Raw genomic sequence first — 15,970 nt, 5'->3', positions numbered from 1 at the left:
CGACCTTCTCCCTGCTGTACATGCGAACCTCCAGTCCGGACCGCCCCGCGGTCCAACTTTCTGTCCGCACCCCCAAACAGGAACTATTTCACCGCAACTGCTGGGGGGGATAGACTGCGGCGGCAGAGGCAACGGCAGCGGCGTTGGCAGCTGTGGTAGTGGCAACGGCAGCTGGCAGGGTGTTTTCCGTCTACTTGCTACAGCAGCTCGCCGTGGCGGGCAATGTAGCGGCACTTCGCCAGCTGGGTGAGCGCGATATAGGCGGTAACGATGCCAATGAGCAGCCCAAAAAAGCTCGTGGGCAGCGGCATGAGGCCGAGCGCATCGGCGATGGGGCTTGCCGGCAGCCAGGTGACGAGCGCCAGGCCCAGCACGGTAAGAACGCACAATGCGGGCGCGGCGTGGTCGCGCGGGCTCGGCAGATGCGGGGAGCGCAACATGTGGACCACGAGTGTCTGCGACCACATGGACTCGACAAACCATCCGCTCTGGAAGAGCGCAGCAAAGGTCGCCATACCCGCGACGTCGCCCGCGGCGGCAAGCTCGGACCAGCTTGCGTCCACGGCGGCGGGGCACACGACAAAGAAGAGCGCGGCGAAGGTCACGATGTCAAACAGCGAGCTCACGGGGCCCAGCTCGAGCATAAAGCCCTTGATGGACGCGGCGTCCCAGGCGCGCGGACGGGCGGTCCAGGCGTCATCGACGGTGTCCCACGGCAGCGCGATGCACACGATCTCGTAGACCAGCGACAGCAGTACCAGCTGCAGGGCGCTCATGGGCAAAAACGGCAAGAACAGGCTCGCGACGGTCACGGACAGCACATTGCCAAAGTTGGAGCTCACCGTGGTCTTGAGGTACTTGAGCAGGTTGCCGTAGGTGCGGCGGCCTTCGATGATGCCGCGCTCGAGCACGCCCAGGTCCTTCTGAAGCAAGATGATATCGGCGGATTCCTTGGCAATGTCGACGGCCGAATCGACCGAGATGCCGCAATCGCTCGCACGCATGGCGGCGGCGTCGTTGATGCCGTCGCCCATAAAGCCCACGGTGTGGCCGAGCAACTCGCGCATGACGCGCACCAGGCGCGCCTTCTGCAGCGGCGAGAGCTTGGCGAAGAGGTGGGTTTTCTCGGCGCGCTCGGCAAGCTCGGTGTCGTCGAGTGCATCGATCTCGGAGCCCAGCAAGACGTTGCTCGCGTCGATGCCAATCTGCTCGCAGACGGTGGCGGCGACGCGGTCGTTGTCGCCGGTCAGGACCTTGACCGCCACGCCTTTGGCCTCGAGCGTGGCGACGGCGCCCGCGGCACTCGCTTTGGGCGGATCGAGGAAGGCCAAAAAGCCCATCAGCACCATGTCGCACTCGTCGGCGATGCCAAACTCGCCCACGCAGCGCGGATCGGTCTTCTGCGCCACGGCAATCACGCGCAGGCCCTCGGCGTTAAGATTGGCGACCTGCTTGCGAATCTGGGCGAGCTTGTCTTCGGCGAGCGGCCGGGCGATACCGTTGACCTCGACAAAAGAGCAGATCTCGAGCATTTCCTCGGCAGCTCCCTTGGTAACCATCTGGGTTTTGCCTTGGGCGTCGGAGACAACTACGCTCAGGCGACGGCGCGAGAAATCGAAGGGAACCTCGTCGACCTTGGTGTAGCGGTCGCGCAGGCTCTGGCCCAGCATGGAATCGGGTGCGACGGTCGAGGGTGTCACATCGGCACGGTCGATTACGGCCAGGTCGATAAGATTTTTGAGGCCGGTCTGGAAGAAGCTGTTCAAAAACGCATGGCGCAGCACGCGTGCGTCCTCGTTGCCGTCGGTGTTGAGGTAGCGCTCGAGTACGATGCGGTCTTCGGTGAGGGTGCCGGTCTTGTCGCAGCACAGGACGTCCATGGCGCCCAGGTTTTGAATCGCCGGCAGCTCCTTGACGATAACCTGGCGACGGGCGAGGTCCTTGGCGCCCTGCGACAGACTCGTGGTCACGATGACGGGGAGCATCTGCGGCGTGATGCCCACGGCCACGCTCGTGGCGAACAGCAGCGCGTCGATGACGTTGCCCTTGGTCGCGGCATTGATGGCAAAGACGGCCGGCGCCATAACGAGCATGAGGCGTACGAGCAACATGGAGACGCTGGAGACGCCGCGGTCAAACGCGCTCTTCTCGCCACGCCCGTTGAGCATCTTGGCGATGCCGCCCAGGTAGGTGTCCGAGCCGGTGGCAACGACAAGCGCCATGGCGGTGCCGTTTTGCACGGAGGTGCCGGTAAAGACGATGTTCTTGCAGGCAGAGAGCGGCAGTGCGGAGCCGTCGGCACCCTCGACGATAGTGACGGCGGTGGTCTTCTCGACGGCCTCGCTCTCGCCGGTGAGCGCGGACTCGACCACAAACAGATCGCGCGCGGTGATGATACGGGCATCTGCCGGAACCATATCGCCGGCAGAGAGGCGGATCACATCGCCGGGGACGAGCTCGTCGAAGGGGATCTCGATGCGCTCGCCGTCGCGCAGGGCGGTGCAAGTGTTGGAGACCAGGTCCTTGAGGGCCTCTGCCGCATTGCCGCTGCGGGCTTCCTGGATAAACTTCATGCCGCCCGATACCAGCAGCATGATGCCGATGACGATGACCGTGGAGGGGTCGCGCTGCGGCTCGGGCACGGCGAGCACGTCGATATAGAGCGAGACCAGCGCAAGTGCGGCGAGGATGCCGGCGAAGGGATCGATGAAGGCGTCGGCGATGCGGCGGGCGAGCGTCTTGGTCGGTGCCTCGATGGTGTTGGGGCCGGAGGCGTACAGGCGCTCGGTTGCCTGCTCGGCGGTGAGGCCGTTTGCCGTGGCGTCAAGCAGTACGAGAGCGTCATCGGCACTATGGGTGGTGGCGAATATGGTGTTCTTGGACAGGCCGGTGTGAGCGGCAGGGCGTGCCGTGCGGCGGCGCTTGGAGATGGCTTCGAGAACCGTGGCGGTTTTGAGCATCAGCATAGGGTCCTCCTTGTTGAAGGGAGTTAGCGTACGTGTCGTATTGAATTGCAAAAAACCTAGATGTCGCTCACGTCATGCTCGCGAACCACCACAAAGGGGACAGGCACCTTTGTGGGGGGGGTTGACGATCTGCCGGTGGCGTTTATGCGTGTGCGGAGTCCTCGCGGCGTGCCGAGGGCGACATGCAGGTTTTTCGACTAGGACTGCCTTCCATGGCACACCTCCTTAAGGCCGGGCGCAGCGCGCTTTGGGTATCTCGTACCCCTTTTTAATCCGCTCGTATTCTTGATGAGGGGGTTTGACATGTCAACCCCATTGTTCGGAAAACCATTCCCTCTGACAAAGCCTTTACAGAATGCCGTGGCCCCAAAGCGCGCCCGCATCTACGCTTCGCCTGCGCTAAACTGGAAGGCACGTACGCGATTACGAGAGGAGCCCGCATGGAGGCTTACAAGCAAGAGTTCATCAAGTTTATGGTCGAGTCCGACGTCCTTAAGTTCGGCAGCTTTACGCTCAAGAGCGGCCGTCAGTCCCCGTTCTTTATGAACGCCGGTGCTTACGTGACGGGCTACCAGCTCAAGAAGCTGGGCGAGTATTACGCCCAGGCCATCCACGATAACTTTGGCGACGACTTTGACGTGCTGTTTGGGCCGGCCTACAAGGGCATTCCCCTGGCCGTCGTGACCGCGATTGCCTACCACGAGCTGTACGGCAAGGAGGTCAAGTACTGCTGCGACCGCAAGGAGGCCAAGGACCACGGTGCCGATAAGGGCAACCTGCTGGGTTATGAGCCCCAGGACGGCGACCGCGTGGTCATGGTCGAGGACGTCACCACCAGCGGCAAGTCCATCGACGAGACCTATCCCAAGGTTAAGGCTGCTGCCGACGTCGAAATCAAGGGCCTCATCGTGTCCCTCAACCGCATGGAGGTCGGCAAGGGCGGCGTGACCACCGCGCAGAAGGAGATCGAGGCCAAGTACGGTTTCCCCGTCGCGAGCATCGTTTCCATGGCCGAGGTCGTCGAGACCCTCTACAACCACGAGATCGACGGCAAGGTCGTCATCGATGACGAGCTCAAGGCCGCCATCGACGCCTACTACGAGCAGTACGGAGCTCGGGAGTAGTTACGGCGTTTTACCAAACGCCGTACCAGCTCGACGCTGCGCGGGCCGCATTTGGACAATCTGACGTTCAACTTCAAGGGCGCGACCAGAAGGTCAGCGCCCTTTCGTTTCACGTCACCTTGTCACAAATGCGACCCGCTCGCTGGCGTTGCCAAAACATCGGCGTTGCCGTGGTAGTCATTGGGTAGTCATTGGGGACGTTCATAAATGACTACTCAGGAATGAGCGTGGATAATCTCCCGTTTTTGGCCTGTGTGCAGGCTCAAAGTGGGAGATTATCCACGCTCGCTTTAATTTGCCTGGGTTGCGATGCCTATCTAATCGGCTCGGCGTCTTCCCTGAGAATCGAAAGATACTCTTCATACCCGTACTGCCGGTATCTCTGTCTTGACTCGTCGAGCGGACGGAGGATACCCAATTCTTCAAATGATTTGACGAGCGAGCTCGCGGTACTCCTGCCGATATCGAGTTGGGCAGCGATGAATGCGGTGTCGACGATGGGGTGCTCTTCAAGAATGCCCAACAGCCTTTGCCCGTTTGCAGCAGTCCTTCCGAGATTTTCGGTAATGGTTGCTGTGGAACGGTTATGGAGGTCAACAAGGTTTTTTAAAGACCCTACCGAGTCCTTCGCACTTTCGAGAAGACTGTTGCAGAAAAACTCTATCCATTCCTCGTAAGTGCCTCTCTCCCTTACGGATGTGAGTTGCCGGTAGTACTCGCTTCGATTTTTCTTGAACTGGAACGATGGATAGAACAAGCAAGAATGAAGAACGCCATCATTGATGAGCATAAGTGTAATGAGAAGCCTGCCCAGGCGACCGTTTCCGTCTAGGAATGGATGGGCAGTTTCAAATTGGTAATGGACGAGCGCCGCCCGCACAATCGGATCCATTTCGACTTGAGGCTCATTGATAAAGCGTTCGAGGTCCTGGAGCGTGTTACTCAAATCTTCAATGTTTGGAGGGACAAACGATGCGGTTGCAATGGTGCAGCCTGAGGGGCCAATCCAGTTTTGTGAGGAGCGCAGCTCGCCTGGATTCTTCTCCGTTCCGCGCACTCCGTCCAGCAGGACCGCATGAACTTGCCTAAGAAGTCTCGTGCACAAGGGCATCTTTTTGAGCAGTTCTACGCCGCGGTCGACAGCACGGACGTAATTCACGACGTCTGCGACATCTTTATGATGGAGTTGTGTTTGCGATGGACTAAGTAGGTCGTCAAACGTGCACTGGGTTCCCTCAATTTGCGAAGAAAGGAGTGCTTCTTTGCGCACGTACATTGTCAGATACATATCGGCGTTGGGAACAAAGTAGAGCATGCCTTCAAGCTCTCCAAGCTTTCGTGAGCATGCGGAAAGCGTGCGATAGGTTTCCTCGGTGAGGTTTAGCTGCCTCAATGATTGCAAGGGCGTTGGAAAAAACGAATAGTAAGCCAATTTCCCCGATAGATTATTGCGGAGCGTTCCCTGGCCGTTCTCCTCGATTTGCATCGCGCCCTCCATATCTTTAGTGCCGGAAACTCGTTATTAGGCCAATCATATCAATTCTAATAACGAGTTTAAGGATTAAATAGTTATTAGAATTGATGTAAACAATCTAATGATGAGAAGTCGTTATTACTTGACCATGGAGCTCGGCTTGGTACAAGGGGGGTTATCCAAAATGAGAGCGGATAATCTCCCGTTTTTGGCTCGGTGACGGCCTCAAAGTGGGAGATTATCCACGCTCGTTAGTTAAGCGTCCGAAAATCCACACTCGCCAAACCTACCAAAAAGGGACAGGTTTATTTTGGCACGTTTCGGTCGGTATCAGGAAGTGCCAGGGACGGGGCGGCGGCAGGACTCGAGAGCGAAAAGAAGTATCGGGTTTGGTGCGCCCGCTTCTGCCCGTCCCGTGCGCAGACGATACTCGGCTTATCGACCCGCGATGCAAAGGAGATGCTCGTCCCACGAGCACTACCGGGAAAGGCTCGCGATTCGAGTCCCCACCTTAGCATTTGAACCATTTGGCACTATAATTACCGTAGGCATGCGCACAACGTTGCGCTTAATCAAGAGGAGAAAACGTATGGGTCTGTTTGACATGTTCAAGAAGAAGGCTGAGCCCGCGGCTGCCGCTGCTCCGGCCTCCATCTCTGCTTCTGCTGGCGCCGACGTGCTGTGCTCGCCCGTCAAGGGCAAGGTCATCAAGATGGCTGACGTGCCCGATCCCGTCTTTGGTGGCGAGGTTCTGGGCAAGGGCTGTGCCGTGTGGCCCGAGGACGATCTGGTCTACGCTCCCTGCGACGGTAAGGTGACCGTCACCATGGGTCACGCCGTGGGTCTGCAGTCCGATAGCGGCATCGAGGTTCTGGTGCACGTTGGCGTCGATACCGTCAACATGAACGGCGATGGCTTCGAGGGCTTCGTCAAGGCCGACGACGTTGTGAAGGCCGGCCAGCCCATACTCAAGATCGACCGCGCCAAGATCGCCGCTGCCGGTTACAAGGACTGCGTCGTGGTGGCCGTGTCCAACACCGCCGAGTTTGCCGATGTCGAGCTTACCGTCGAGGCCGACTCCGCCGTCGCCGCCGGTGACGCCATCGTTAAGGTCGTTCGCAAGTAAACTGCGGCGTCCAAAGGATGTGCAAGGGTGGTCGGGTTTTCCGGCCACCTTTTTTATTGCACCGTGGGGAAGCGTTTTATTGCACGTTGGGCGGGCTTGCAAACCGTTCGGACGCTAAAACGAACCGACCACGCCTTCGCGTTGCCGAGGGTGTTCATAAGTGGATAGTATGGGCTTACTTATTACAACGTGCGCCGTGTCTGGGAAGCACGGTGCCGCTTATTGGGAGGAACAACATGAAAAAGAAGCTGCTGCTTGCGCCCCTCATGGCCGTCTTGGTTGCATGCGTGGTCTTGCTTTCCGGTTGCGGAGGCCCTTCGATCGAGGAACTCATTACCGAGGATCTTACGACTCAGTTTGACGAGGTCAAGAACGGTGGCGACGACTTCCTTTCTGGTCTGGAGGAAGCTTCGGGCGACGAGTTCGAGCAGCTGGGTATCGATCCCAAGGAGTATGCCAAGACCTATCTCGAGGGCTTTGACTACAAGATCGGCGACGTGACGGTCGACGAGGACAAGGGTGTCGCGACCGCCGAGGTCTCTATCACCTGCAAGTCTATGAACAAGATCGTCGAGGACTTCTCCACCCAGTATCAGGAGAAGGTCGCCGCGCTTGACACGGTTCCTTCCGATGACGAGCTGTACAAGATGGCCGGTCAGGTTATGGTCGATGTGACCAAGGCCACCGAGCCCAGGAAGACCACGGTTATCTTCAAGTACACCTGCAACGACGACGGCGAGTGGTCTGCCGACGACTCCGTCAACTCCGAGATGATGGATGCAATGCTGAGCTAGTTCGTTGCGGCGTTTTACCAAACGCCGCAACTGCTCGACGCTGCGCGGGCACCAGAGCGACAACTTGTCATTCAAAGAGGACGGTATGACCAGAAGGTCTATGCCGTCCTCTTTTCATGCCAATTTGTTCGTTCTGGTGTCCGCTCGCTGTCCGTCCTCTACCTGCGTCGTTGCCATGGTGCGGCACTTGTAGTCATTGGGGACGTTCTTAAATGACCAGGCGGCAGTTGGGGACACTCCTTGTGCCAGCGTTGCATCGAGTGCTTGGGAAACCGCGACCCGGTTTTTGGCCGAATAGTGGGTCGCATTTTCCGGATGGGGTGGGTTACGGAAAGTGCGACCCGGAATATTACTCTGAAACGGGATGCGGTTTCCCTGATGCGCCTCAAACGGAAAGCGCATCCCATTCCGGAGCTCCAAAACGGGATGCGCTTTCCGCGCGGAAGAATTGTCGCAGCTGCGTTAAGCAGTGTCGCTCGTTACTCGCCCAGGATCAGCGCTGCGAGCTCGCCCTGGGTGTCCACCACGTAGTCGGCGCCGGCGGCCTCCAGCTCTGCGCGGCCGCGGAAGCCCCAGCTGACGCCCGCGCTCTTAAGGCCGGCGTTGTGACCGGTCAGGATATCGACATTGGAATCGCCTACGTAGAGCGTGGTCGACGGATCGGCGCCTAGCTCCTCCATCACATGCAGCGTGACGGGTGCTTCGGGCTTGGGCGGAAACGCATCGACACGGCCCTGCACCAGCGCAAAGCGCTCGGAACCAAAATACTTTTCGATAAGCGGAGCCGCCGAGACGTGGTCCTTGTTAGTGAGCACGGCAAGCTGAACGCCCGCGGCGCGCAAGCGGTCGAGCATCTCGATCGTGCCGGCATAGGGAGCGGTGTGGTCTTCCTTGTGCTCGCCGTAGTAAGCCCTAAACTCGGCAAGCGTCTGCTCAAACATGCGGCCGTCGCCTGCGTACTCGGCGGGCATAAAGCGCTCAACCAGCTTGAGCATGCCGTTTCCCACCTTGTAGCGGTACTCGTCAACGGCAAACGTGGGCCAGCCGTGCGCCTCGCAGGTATGGTTGCCGGCGGCCGCCAGGTCCTCGAGCGTGTTGAGAATGGTGCCGTCCAGGTCAAAGATCACATGGGAAAAAGCTGCTGCCATGGGTGCTCCTGCCGCTTGAGTTGTAAAACGCACCCCATGATACTGGGCATGCGTGCCGGGCATGTTTGGAATCTGAATATCTTTAATAGCCCTGAGCCTTTGTCGTTAGCAAATTCTCGGCAGCTGCTCTCCTACGAGCATGTCGAGGATGCGGGTCGAGCCCCAGCCGGTGCGCACGCGCACGGCGGGATGGGCGCCCTCGGCAAGTGGCAGCACGCGGCCGATGATGGCGGCATTCTCGCCGTAGCGGGCGGCGCGCATGGCGCTCAGCGCGGCATCGGCTTGCTCGGCCGGCACGACGGCAACCATCTTGCCCTCGTTTGCCACCTGCAGCACATCGTAGCCGAGCATCTCGCAGGCGGCCTGCACGTCGGGACGCACGGGCACGGCATCCTCGTCGATCTCCATGGCAACGCCGCTGGCCTGCGCAAACTCGTTGAGCGTCGAGGCCAGGCCACCGCGCGTGGGGTCGCGGAAGCAGCGTGTGTCGGGTGCTGCGGAAAGCACATCGGCAATCAGGTGGTTGAGCGGCGCGGCGTCGCTTTCGATGGTGCTCGAAAACGCCAGACCCTCGCGTTGGCTCATGATAGCGATGCCGTGGTCGCCCAGTGTACCCGAGACCAGGATGACATCGCCGGGCTGGCAGTTTGCGCCGCTGAGCGCCACGCCCGCAGGCACCTCGCCCACGCCGGCGGTATTGATATAGACGCCGTCGGCCCCGCCGCGCTCGACCACCTTGGTGTCGCCCGTGATTATGGACACGCCCGCCTCGTGCGCCGTCTCGGCCATCGTCTGCACAATCTGGCGGAGCCTATCCATGGGATAGCCCTCTTCGAGGATAAAGCCGCACGACAGGTAGCGCACGTTGGCGCCCGAGGTCGCGACGTCGTTGACGGTTCCGCACACGGCGAGGCGGCCGATGTTGCCACCGGGGAAGAACTGCGGCGAGACTACAAAGCTGTCGGTCGACATGGCGATGCGCCCGCTCGCGGGCAGCGCGGCGACGCCGGCATCGTTGCCTTCGAGCAGCTCGGGCGACCCAAAGGCATCCAAAAAGACCTCATCGATGATGCGTTTCATCATCTGGCCGCCGGAGCCGTGGCCCAGCAGGACGGTGCTATCGGTAACGCTATGGGACATATCGAAAACTCCAATCGTGGGTGGTGCCGGTGTGCGGGTGTGCCCGGGCTAGTCGCGGTAGCGGTAGTACGCCGCGCAGCTGCCCTCGGAGCTCACCATGCACGGGCCGACGGGGTGCTCGGGCGTGCAGGTGCGGCCAAAGAGCGGGCAGTCGCTCGGCGCAATGGCCCCGCGCAGCACGTCGCCGCAGCGGCACCCGCGCGGCTCGACCGTCGCCTCAACGGGCACGTCAAAGCGAGCGCGGGCATCAAAGCGCGAGAACTCGGGGCGGATGGAAAGGCCCGAGTTGGCAATCAGCCCCAGCCCGCGCCATGTGGTATCGCACGGCTCAAATACCTGCTCGACCAGCTGGCGCGCCACGGGATTGCCGTCGGCATTGACGCCGCGACGGTAGGCGTTGTCGATCGCGGGTTGCCCCTCAACAACCATCTGGACCAGCATGCAGATACCCTGCAAGATGTCGACCGGCTCAAATCCCGTTACCACGCCTGGAGTCTTAAACTCGTCGACCAAAAAGCCAAAGGGGGCCAAGCCCGTGATGGTGGCGACGTGGCCCGGCAGGATAAAGCCGTCGATGGCGGTCTCGGGGTCGTTGGCGATGGCGCGCAACGCCGGCGGCGTGGTCTTGTGGGCGCAATAGACCGAGAAATTCAAAAGCCCGCGCGCCTCGGCCTCCAAGATGGCGGCGGCGATGGTGGGCGTCGTAGTCTCAAAGCCCGCGCCCATAAAAATGACCGGGCGATCGGGGTTTTGCTCGGCAATGTCGAGCGCGTCGAGCGGGGAATAGACGATGCGGATGTCGCGTCCTGCCGCCTTTTGCGCAGCGAGCGAGGTGGATGATCCGGGCACGCGCATCATGTCGCCAAAGGTGGTGATGATGGCGCCGTCTATGTTGGCGAGCGCGATTGCGTGGTCGATGTCGCGGTTGGCGGTGACGCAGACGGGGCAGCCCGGGCCGCTCAGCAGCTTGAGCCCGGCCGGCATAATGGAGCGAAAGCCATAGCGCCCGATGCTCACGGTATGCGTGCCGCAGACTTCCATAAGGTTGATGGCGCGGTCGCCGACAAGCTCATGAATGCGCTCGATGAGCTCGCGAGCCAGCTTGGGATCGCGGAATGCCGAGAAATCGATACCGGAGCGAGCCGGCTGCTCGGGCGCCACTAGTAAGCCTCCGCCGGGTTGGTGGCCAGCTGGTCTTCTTCGACCAGCTCGGACATGGCATTAACAAGCTCGAGCGTTTCCTGTGCTTCCTGCTCGTCGACAATCTGGATGCCAAAGCCGGCGTGTACGAGAATATAGTCGCCAACCTGCGCCGTCGGCACGAGTCTCAGCGAAACAGGGCGCTCGATGCCCATCATGTCGACGGTGGCCTTGAGGTCATCGTCGCGTTTGACTACTTTACCGGGAACGGCAAGGCACATAATGTTCCTCTTTTATACGCTTTGCGCTGGATGGGCGCTGGATAATCCATCGTTTGATGGTAGCGCTCGCGGGGGCTGCGGGCAAACGCGCTACACCTGTGAGACGGCGGCTTGCGGGTTGGCCAAACAGCCTATTGCGGTGCGACCTGTGCGAGGCGAGTGCGTGCGACTGCCGCCTGACCGTAGGCGATGCAGCCGTCGTTAACGGGCACGGTTTGGGGAACCAAGACCGTAAGGCCTGCGTCTTTAAGCTCGCGGATGAGGAGCTGAAGCAAAAGTTGGTTCATGAACACGCCGCCCGAGAGCGCGACGGTATCGATGTCTTCGCGCGCGCAGATTTCGCGTGCGATTCGTGCCGAAGAGCGCGCGACGGCGACATGGAAGTCGAGTGCGAGCCTGTCGGCGGGCGCTCCGGCTTCAATTCCTCCCAAAAGTGCCTCAAAGAGTGCTTTCTGGTCCAGAACATAGGGGCCGTCCAGCCACGATGGGCCAGATGCGAAATAGCCGGCGTTGTCGTCGGGAAAATGGGCGATTTCGTTGTCGAGCGCGCGCCAGGCGGCAGCCTCAAGCTCGATGGCGGGTTCGCCCTCGTAGGTTGCCTTGTCGCAGATGCCCAGAATTGCTGCCGCGGCATCAAAGAGACGCCCCATGCTGCTGGTACGCGGGCTGTTGATGCCGCGCTCGATCATGGTGGCTGTCACGCTGCGCGTTTGCTCGTCGAGGCTGTCCAAAAGCCGAGCGGCGCCTGGGTGCTCGAGCAGGCCGAGCCCACTGAGCAGGGCAAAGGCGTTGCGGCGGGCGTCGCGCACGGAGGCCGCCCCACCGGGGAGCGCCCAGGTGCGCAAATGCGCGGCGCGCTCAAAGCCGCCAAGGCTGGCAACAAGAAACTCGCCGCCCCAAATGGTCCCATCGGTGCCGGCGCCGGTGCCGTCAAAGGCGATGCCAAGGACGCGCGCGTCGGTTGTAAGCTGGCCCGCGGCGATGGCCTCGGCCATTACGCTCGCGATATGCGCATGATGGTGCTGCACCTCGACGAGCGGCAGATTGCATTTTCGCGCCTGCTCGCGCGCCCACTGGCCCGATAGATAGCTGGGGTGTACATCGCAGGCCAAGGCGGCGGGCGCCAAATCAAAGAGATCTTCCAAGCGCGTGCGCGCGGCGTTCCAGGCATCGAAGGTCCCGCCGTTTTCAACATCGCCGATATGTTGCGACACAAAACAGGTTGCCTTGCCGTTCGTCCCTTCACGCGTGAGCGCAATCGTGGCCTTTTGTTGTGGCCCGCAGGCAAGCACGCAGGACGGAGCGCGGTCGAGCGCCGGCAACGGTAGCGGCTGGGGTGCATATCCGCGAGCGCGGCGCACGGGCATAACGGTGCCGTCAACCACGCGCACCACGGAATCGTCATAGCGCGAGAGGATCGCGCGGTCGTTACCGAGCAACGCGTCGGCGATGCCGGCGGCAACGAGGCGCTCCCAGGCAAGATCGTCATCGGTCTCGATGGGCTCTTCGCTCAGGTTTCCGCTGGTCATGACGAGCGCGTGCATACCGCAGGCTTCTGCCGCGGCAAGCAACAGATGTTGAAGCGGGGTGTAGGGGAGCATAACACCGAGCTCAGGAAGGTCGCGCGTGACGGACGGCGTGAGCGCGAGGATGTCGGGGGAGCCGCCGTTGCCCTCGCCAACAGTGCGCCGGCGCAGCAGCACGATGGGGCGGATACTGCCAGCGAGCAGATTGCGTTCAGCATCGTCGATATGACACAGGCGCCCGGCATCGGCAAGACTGCGCACCATGACGGCAAGCGGCTTGTTGCTGCGACGCTTGCGACGGCGCAGCTCGGCCACCGCCTGCTCGTTGGCAGCGTCACAGGATAGATGGAATCCGCCCAGGCCCTTGATGGCGACGATGCCACCGCTGGCCAGCAGCTCAACGCAGCGCTCGATGATAGCGTCGCTGGCCTCGCGTGTGGTGCCGACGGCCGGTGTCGCGGACGAATTCCCGCACGCATCGCCGTTCACAGCCTCGCGCCACGTAATATGCGGCCCGCAATCAAAACAGGCATCGGGCTGTGCGTGAAAGCGACGGTCGAGTGGATCGGCATACTCTGCGGCGCAGGCGGGGCACATGGGGAAACGGTCCATCGATGTGGCCGCTCGGTCATAAGGCAGCGATCGGATGATGGTAAAGCGTGGGCCGCAGTTAGTGCAGTTGATAAAGGGGTAGTGATAGCGTCGGTCGGCGGGATCGAACAACTCGCGCAGGCAATCGTCACAGGTGGCGATATCGGGCGAGACGAGCGTCGTGTGCGCGGTCTGGTCCTGCGACGCCACAATGTGAAAGCCCTGCTCATCGGCAGCGCTCCAGCCGCCAGGCTCCAAATCCGCAATATCGACTCGCTCAACGCGGGCTGCTGCAGCTGCATGCTCAGAAAGCGCGGCAACAAAAGCATCGAGCGCATCGGCCGGAGCGTGCGCCTCGATATGCACGCCGTCGCCCGCATTGAGCACCCATCCGCAAATGCCATGCGCCATGGCCTCGCGATACACAAACGGTCGCATGCCAACGCCCTGCACAATGCCCGTCACATGAATATGCACATGCCGCATGCGACACCCCTCATCAAAACCGACCAAAAAAAGACAGGTTTATTTTGGTCGGTAAAACTTCTAAACCTGCCAAAACAAACCTGTCCCTATTTGGCAGGTGCGCTGCGGGAAATCCCGCTACAGCCCCAGGCTCTGCTTGGTGGCGGCGCACGTGAGCTCGCCGTGCTTAACGCCGCGCAGGCCCAGCAGACGGTCGGCTAGTTCGTAGACGCGCTCGCCGCGACCCTTGAGCGCCAGAATCTCCAAGCAGTTGTGGTGATCCAGATGCACGTGCATGGTCGATACGATCTCGTCGGTGTAGTCGTGCTGCACCTCGTCCAGGCGGCGCGTCAGGTCGCCGGTATGGTGGTCGTAGATCATGGTGAGCGACCCGATAACGTGCTCATCGGGCGTGCGCATCTGCTCCTTGGCGATCGAGGCGCGAATCAGGTCGCGCACGGCCTCGGATCGGTTGGCCACGTCGCCGCGGCGTGCGATCAGCTCGTCAAAACGGCGCAGCAGGTCGTCGGGTGCGGTAACCGAAAAACGGACCAGCTCGGAGCCGGAGCCACTACAGTGGCAGCCCGCGTCACCGTCCGCCCCGTGCGGATGCTCGTGCTCGTACCCGCAGCCGTGCTCGTGTTCGGCCACCTTACACCAGCTTCACGGAGCCGACGGAGTTGTGGTCGGCCTCGATGGCTTCCTCGTAGCCCTCGAGTGCGTCGTGGGCCTCGTGCAGCGCGGCCATGGCGGCCTCGAGCTTGGCGCCGATGCGCTCCATGTCAAAATTCTCGGTCGCATGCAGCAGCTGATGGCTCCACTCGTGAGCGAGCTCGATGGTGTCGTCGACCTGCTTGACGCTCATGGCAAGCTGGCTCATGTTCATTCCAACATCATGCATGGGAAATCTCCTTTTGTATGGGGCAGTTCAGTGGTTCAGATTTTACTACGCCCGCTCTGCGCGCAGTTACATAAGAAAACGGGTACGAGTCTGTGCGACCCGCACCCGTTCACTGGGGGCTGTTTGTGACTACCATACTATCCGTGGTTGCACTCGGTGCATTCAGAAGTCCGGCGAGCGGCGTAAAAGCGCTCATGGACGGCAGACAGACGGCAACATGTAACAAGCGTATTACAGATGCTTTTCCAGCAGCGCCTGCAGCCTCGCCTTGGGCAGAGCGCCAACCGAGCGGTCAATCTCCTCGCCGTTCTTAAACACAATCAGCGTGGGGATGCTCATGACGCCATACTTCATGGCCAGGTCCTGGTTGTCGTCGACGTTGCACTTGGCAACGGCGAGCTTGCCCGCCAGCTCATCGGCAACCTCGTCAACGATGGGCGAGAGGGATCGACAGGGCCCGCACCACGGTGCCCAAAAATCGACCAGCACGGGCAGGCTGTCGTTAACGATGGAATCGAAGTTCTCGGGGGTAATCTGATTAATGTCAGCCATGGTGACCTCCATAATGCGACGCGGCTCGGCCGCGTAAAACTCAGTACGACCGTGCTTATACCCAGCCGCCCGCAAAGCAACCACTCGCGGGCAGCTCTTTTATATAATGGTGGGCACGCAAACGATTGGAGAGCGCATGTCCACGTCACAAAGCCAGAAAAAAGAAGCCATCGCCCAGGCGGCCGAGCAGGAGCTCACATCGCTTGCGGTCCGTGGCGTGCGTATCGCGGGCAACGCGTGCTCGCCGATCGTGCTGGTCAAAGGCGATTTGGATGAGGCCGAGCGCTCGGGCGGCGAGCTTGCCGCAGGCGCGGATGGCGCGGCGCTGCGTAAGGCGCTCGGGGCCATCGGTTATGCGCCCGAGGATTTTTGCGTGCTGGCAAGCGTCGCCGGTGCGGGCGACGGAACGGTGGCGGTGGGCCATGCCCTGCCGTGCGAGCTGTTCCGCGAGGCGCTCGAGGCGCTGGACCCCGAGGCGGTGCTGTTGCTGGATGATCGTGCGGCCGATACCATGCGCGAGACCTATGCCGATATGCTCGTGGCGATCGATGACTTCGACACCGCCATGCTCAAGCCCGGCCTGGTCGCCCATGTGCAAGGGCGCCGCGTGCTCGCGCTCGACGGCTTTGAGGCGGCGCTCACCGACAAGGCCGCCAAGCAGCGCATGTGGGCCTACATTAAACAGCTGACTCCGGCCGCCGCGCCGCTGTAGCGGACCGGCGCTGGCAAGGTGGCCCAGCGG

Annotated in this window: 14 protein-coding genes; 4 read left to right on the top strand and 10 right to left on the bottom strand. The window is 61.2% G+C overall.

What is annotated here, in order from left to right; translation table 11 throughout:
* Window positions 1–197: 197 nt before the first annotated feature.
* Entirely contained in the window at window positions 198–2,966 is a 2,769-nt protein-coding gene (mgtA, locus tag AB5767_RS04280; protein ID WP_368131584.1) for a magnesium-translocating P-type ATPase, read from the bottom strand.
* A gap of 440 nt (window positions 2,967–3,406) precedes the next feature.
* Here mgtA and pyrE point away from each other — a divergent pair, with 440 nt between their 5' ends.
* Complete coding sequence (gene pyrE, locus AB5767_RS04275; protein ID WP_117630014.1) at window positions 3,407–4,090, top strand: orotate phosphoribosyltransferase; 684 nt, start codon at window positions 3,407–3,409, stop codon at window positions 4,088–4,090.
* 313 nt (window positions 4,091–4,403) lie between these two features.
* Here pyrE and AB5767_RS04270 read toward each other — a convergent pair whose 3' ends face one another.
* Window positions 4,404–5,576 carry a Fic family protein gene (locus AB5767_RS04270; protein WP_035136612.1) on the bottom strand — a complete coding sequence of 391 codons (1,173 nt, stop codon included), beginning with the start codon at window positions 5,574–5,576 and terminating at the stop codon, window positions 4,404–4,406.
* 577 nt (window positions 5,577–6,153) lie between these two features.
* On the opposite strand from AB5767_RS04270, the gene AB5767_RS04265 reads away from it, so the two are divergent.
* Together AB5767_RS04265 and AB5767_RS04260 are read left to right on the top strand one after the other, a co-directional pair.
* Entirely contained in the window at window positions 6,154–6,690 is a 537-nt protein-coding gene (locus AB5767_RS04265; protein ID WP_195445966.1) for a PTS sugar transporter subunit IIA, read from the top strand.
* Between the two features lie 236 nt (window positions 6,691–6,926).
* Window positions 6,927–7,484 (top strand): hypothetical protein, encoded by a 558-nt coding sequence (locus AB5767_RS04260; RefSeq protein ID WP_368131586.1) that lies wholly within the window; start codon window positions 6,927–6,929, stop codon window positions 7,482–7,484.
* 479 nt (window positions 7,485–7,963) lie between these two features.
* Here AB5767_RS04260 and AB5767_RS04255 read toward each other — a convergent pair whose 3' ends face one another.
* The 8 genes from AB5767_RS04255 to trxA all read right to left on the bottom strand — a co-directional run bounded on the left by AB5767_RS04255 (window position 7,964) and on the right by trxA (window position 15,228).
* On the bottom strand, window positions 7,964–8,632 hold the full coding sequence (locus AB5767_RS04255) for an HAD family hydrolase (RefSeq protein WP_368131588.1): 669 nt from the start codon (window positions 8,630–8,632) through the stop codon (window positions 7,964–7,966).
* Window positions 8,633–8,737: 105 nt separating this feature from the next.
* Window positions 8,738–9,772, bottom strand: coding sequence for a hydrogenase expression/formation protein HypE (gene hypE / locus AB5767_RS04250; protein WP_035136616.1), 1,035 nt, complete (start codon window positions 9,770–9,772; stop codon window positions 8,738–8,740).
* Between the two features lie 48 nt (window positions 9,773–9,820).
* A complete protein-coding gene (gene hypD / locus AB5767_RS04245; protein ID WP_368153307.1) occupies window positions 9,821–10,933 on the bottom strand; it encodes a hydrogenase formation protein HypD in 1,113 nt (370 codons plus the stop codon).
* Window positions 10,933–11,193, bottom strand: a complete 261-nt coding sequence (locus tag AB5767_RS04240; protein WP_006235228.1) for a HypC/HybG/HupF family hydrogenase formation chaperone — start codon at window positions 11,191–11,193, stop codon at window positions 10,933–10,935. Before AB5767_RS04240 ends, hypD begins: the two co-directional genes overlap by 1 nt.
* 131 nt (window positions 11,194–11,324) lie before the next feature.
* The gene (gene hypF / locus AB5767_RS04235) at window positions 11,325–13,796 is read right to left on the bottom strand and encodes a carbamoyltransferase HypF (RefSeq protein ID WP_368131591.1); all 2,472 of its coding nucleotides are present in this window, start codon (window positions 13,794–13,796) and stop codon (window positions 11,325–11,327) included.
* A gap of 117 nt (window positions 13,797–13,913) precedes the next feature.
* The gene (nikR, locus tag AB5767_RS04230; RefSeq protein ID WP_368131593.1) at window positions 13,914–14,426 is read right to left on the bottom strand and encodes a nickel-responsive transcriptional regulator NikR; all 513 of its coding nucleotides are present in this window, start codon (window positions 14,424–14,426) and stop codon (window positions 13,914–13,916) included.
* 1 nt (window position 14,427) lies between these two features.
* The gene (locus AB5767_RS04225) at window positions 14,428–14,676 is read right to left on the bottom strand and encodes a hypothetical protein (RefSeq protein WP_006235225.1); all 249 of its coding nucleotides are present in this window, start codon (window positions 14,674–14,676) and stop codon (window positions 14,428–14,430) included.
* Between the two features lie 231 nt (window positions 14,677–14,907).
* Window positions 14,908–15,228: a thioredoxin gene (gene trxA / locus AB5767_RS04220; protein WP_022093990.1), complete on the bottom strand. Its 321-nt coding sequence runs from the start codon at window positions 15,226–15,228 to the stop codon at window positions 14,908–14,910.
* A 136-nt stretch (window positions 15,229–15,364) separates the two neighbouring features.
* On the opposite strand from trxA, the gene AB5767_RS04215 reads away from it, so the two are divergent.
* Entirely contained in the window at window positions 15,365–15,940 is a 576-nt protein-coding gene (locus AB5767_RS04215; protein WP_368131595.1) for a hypothetical protein, read from the top strand.
* The last annotated feature ends 30 nt before the right edge of the window (window positions 15,941–15,970 follow it).

The sequence above is a fragment of the Collinsella aerofaciens genome (genome assembly GCF_040926265.1).
GTDB lineage: Bacteria > Actinomycetota > Coriobacteriia > Coriobacteriales > Coriobacteriaceae > Collinsella > Collinsella aerofaciens_BB.
The sequence above is the reverse complement of the archived record's forward strand: the minus strand, read 5'-3'. Positions and strand labels throughout refer to the sequence as shown.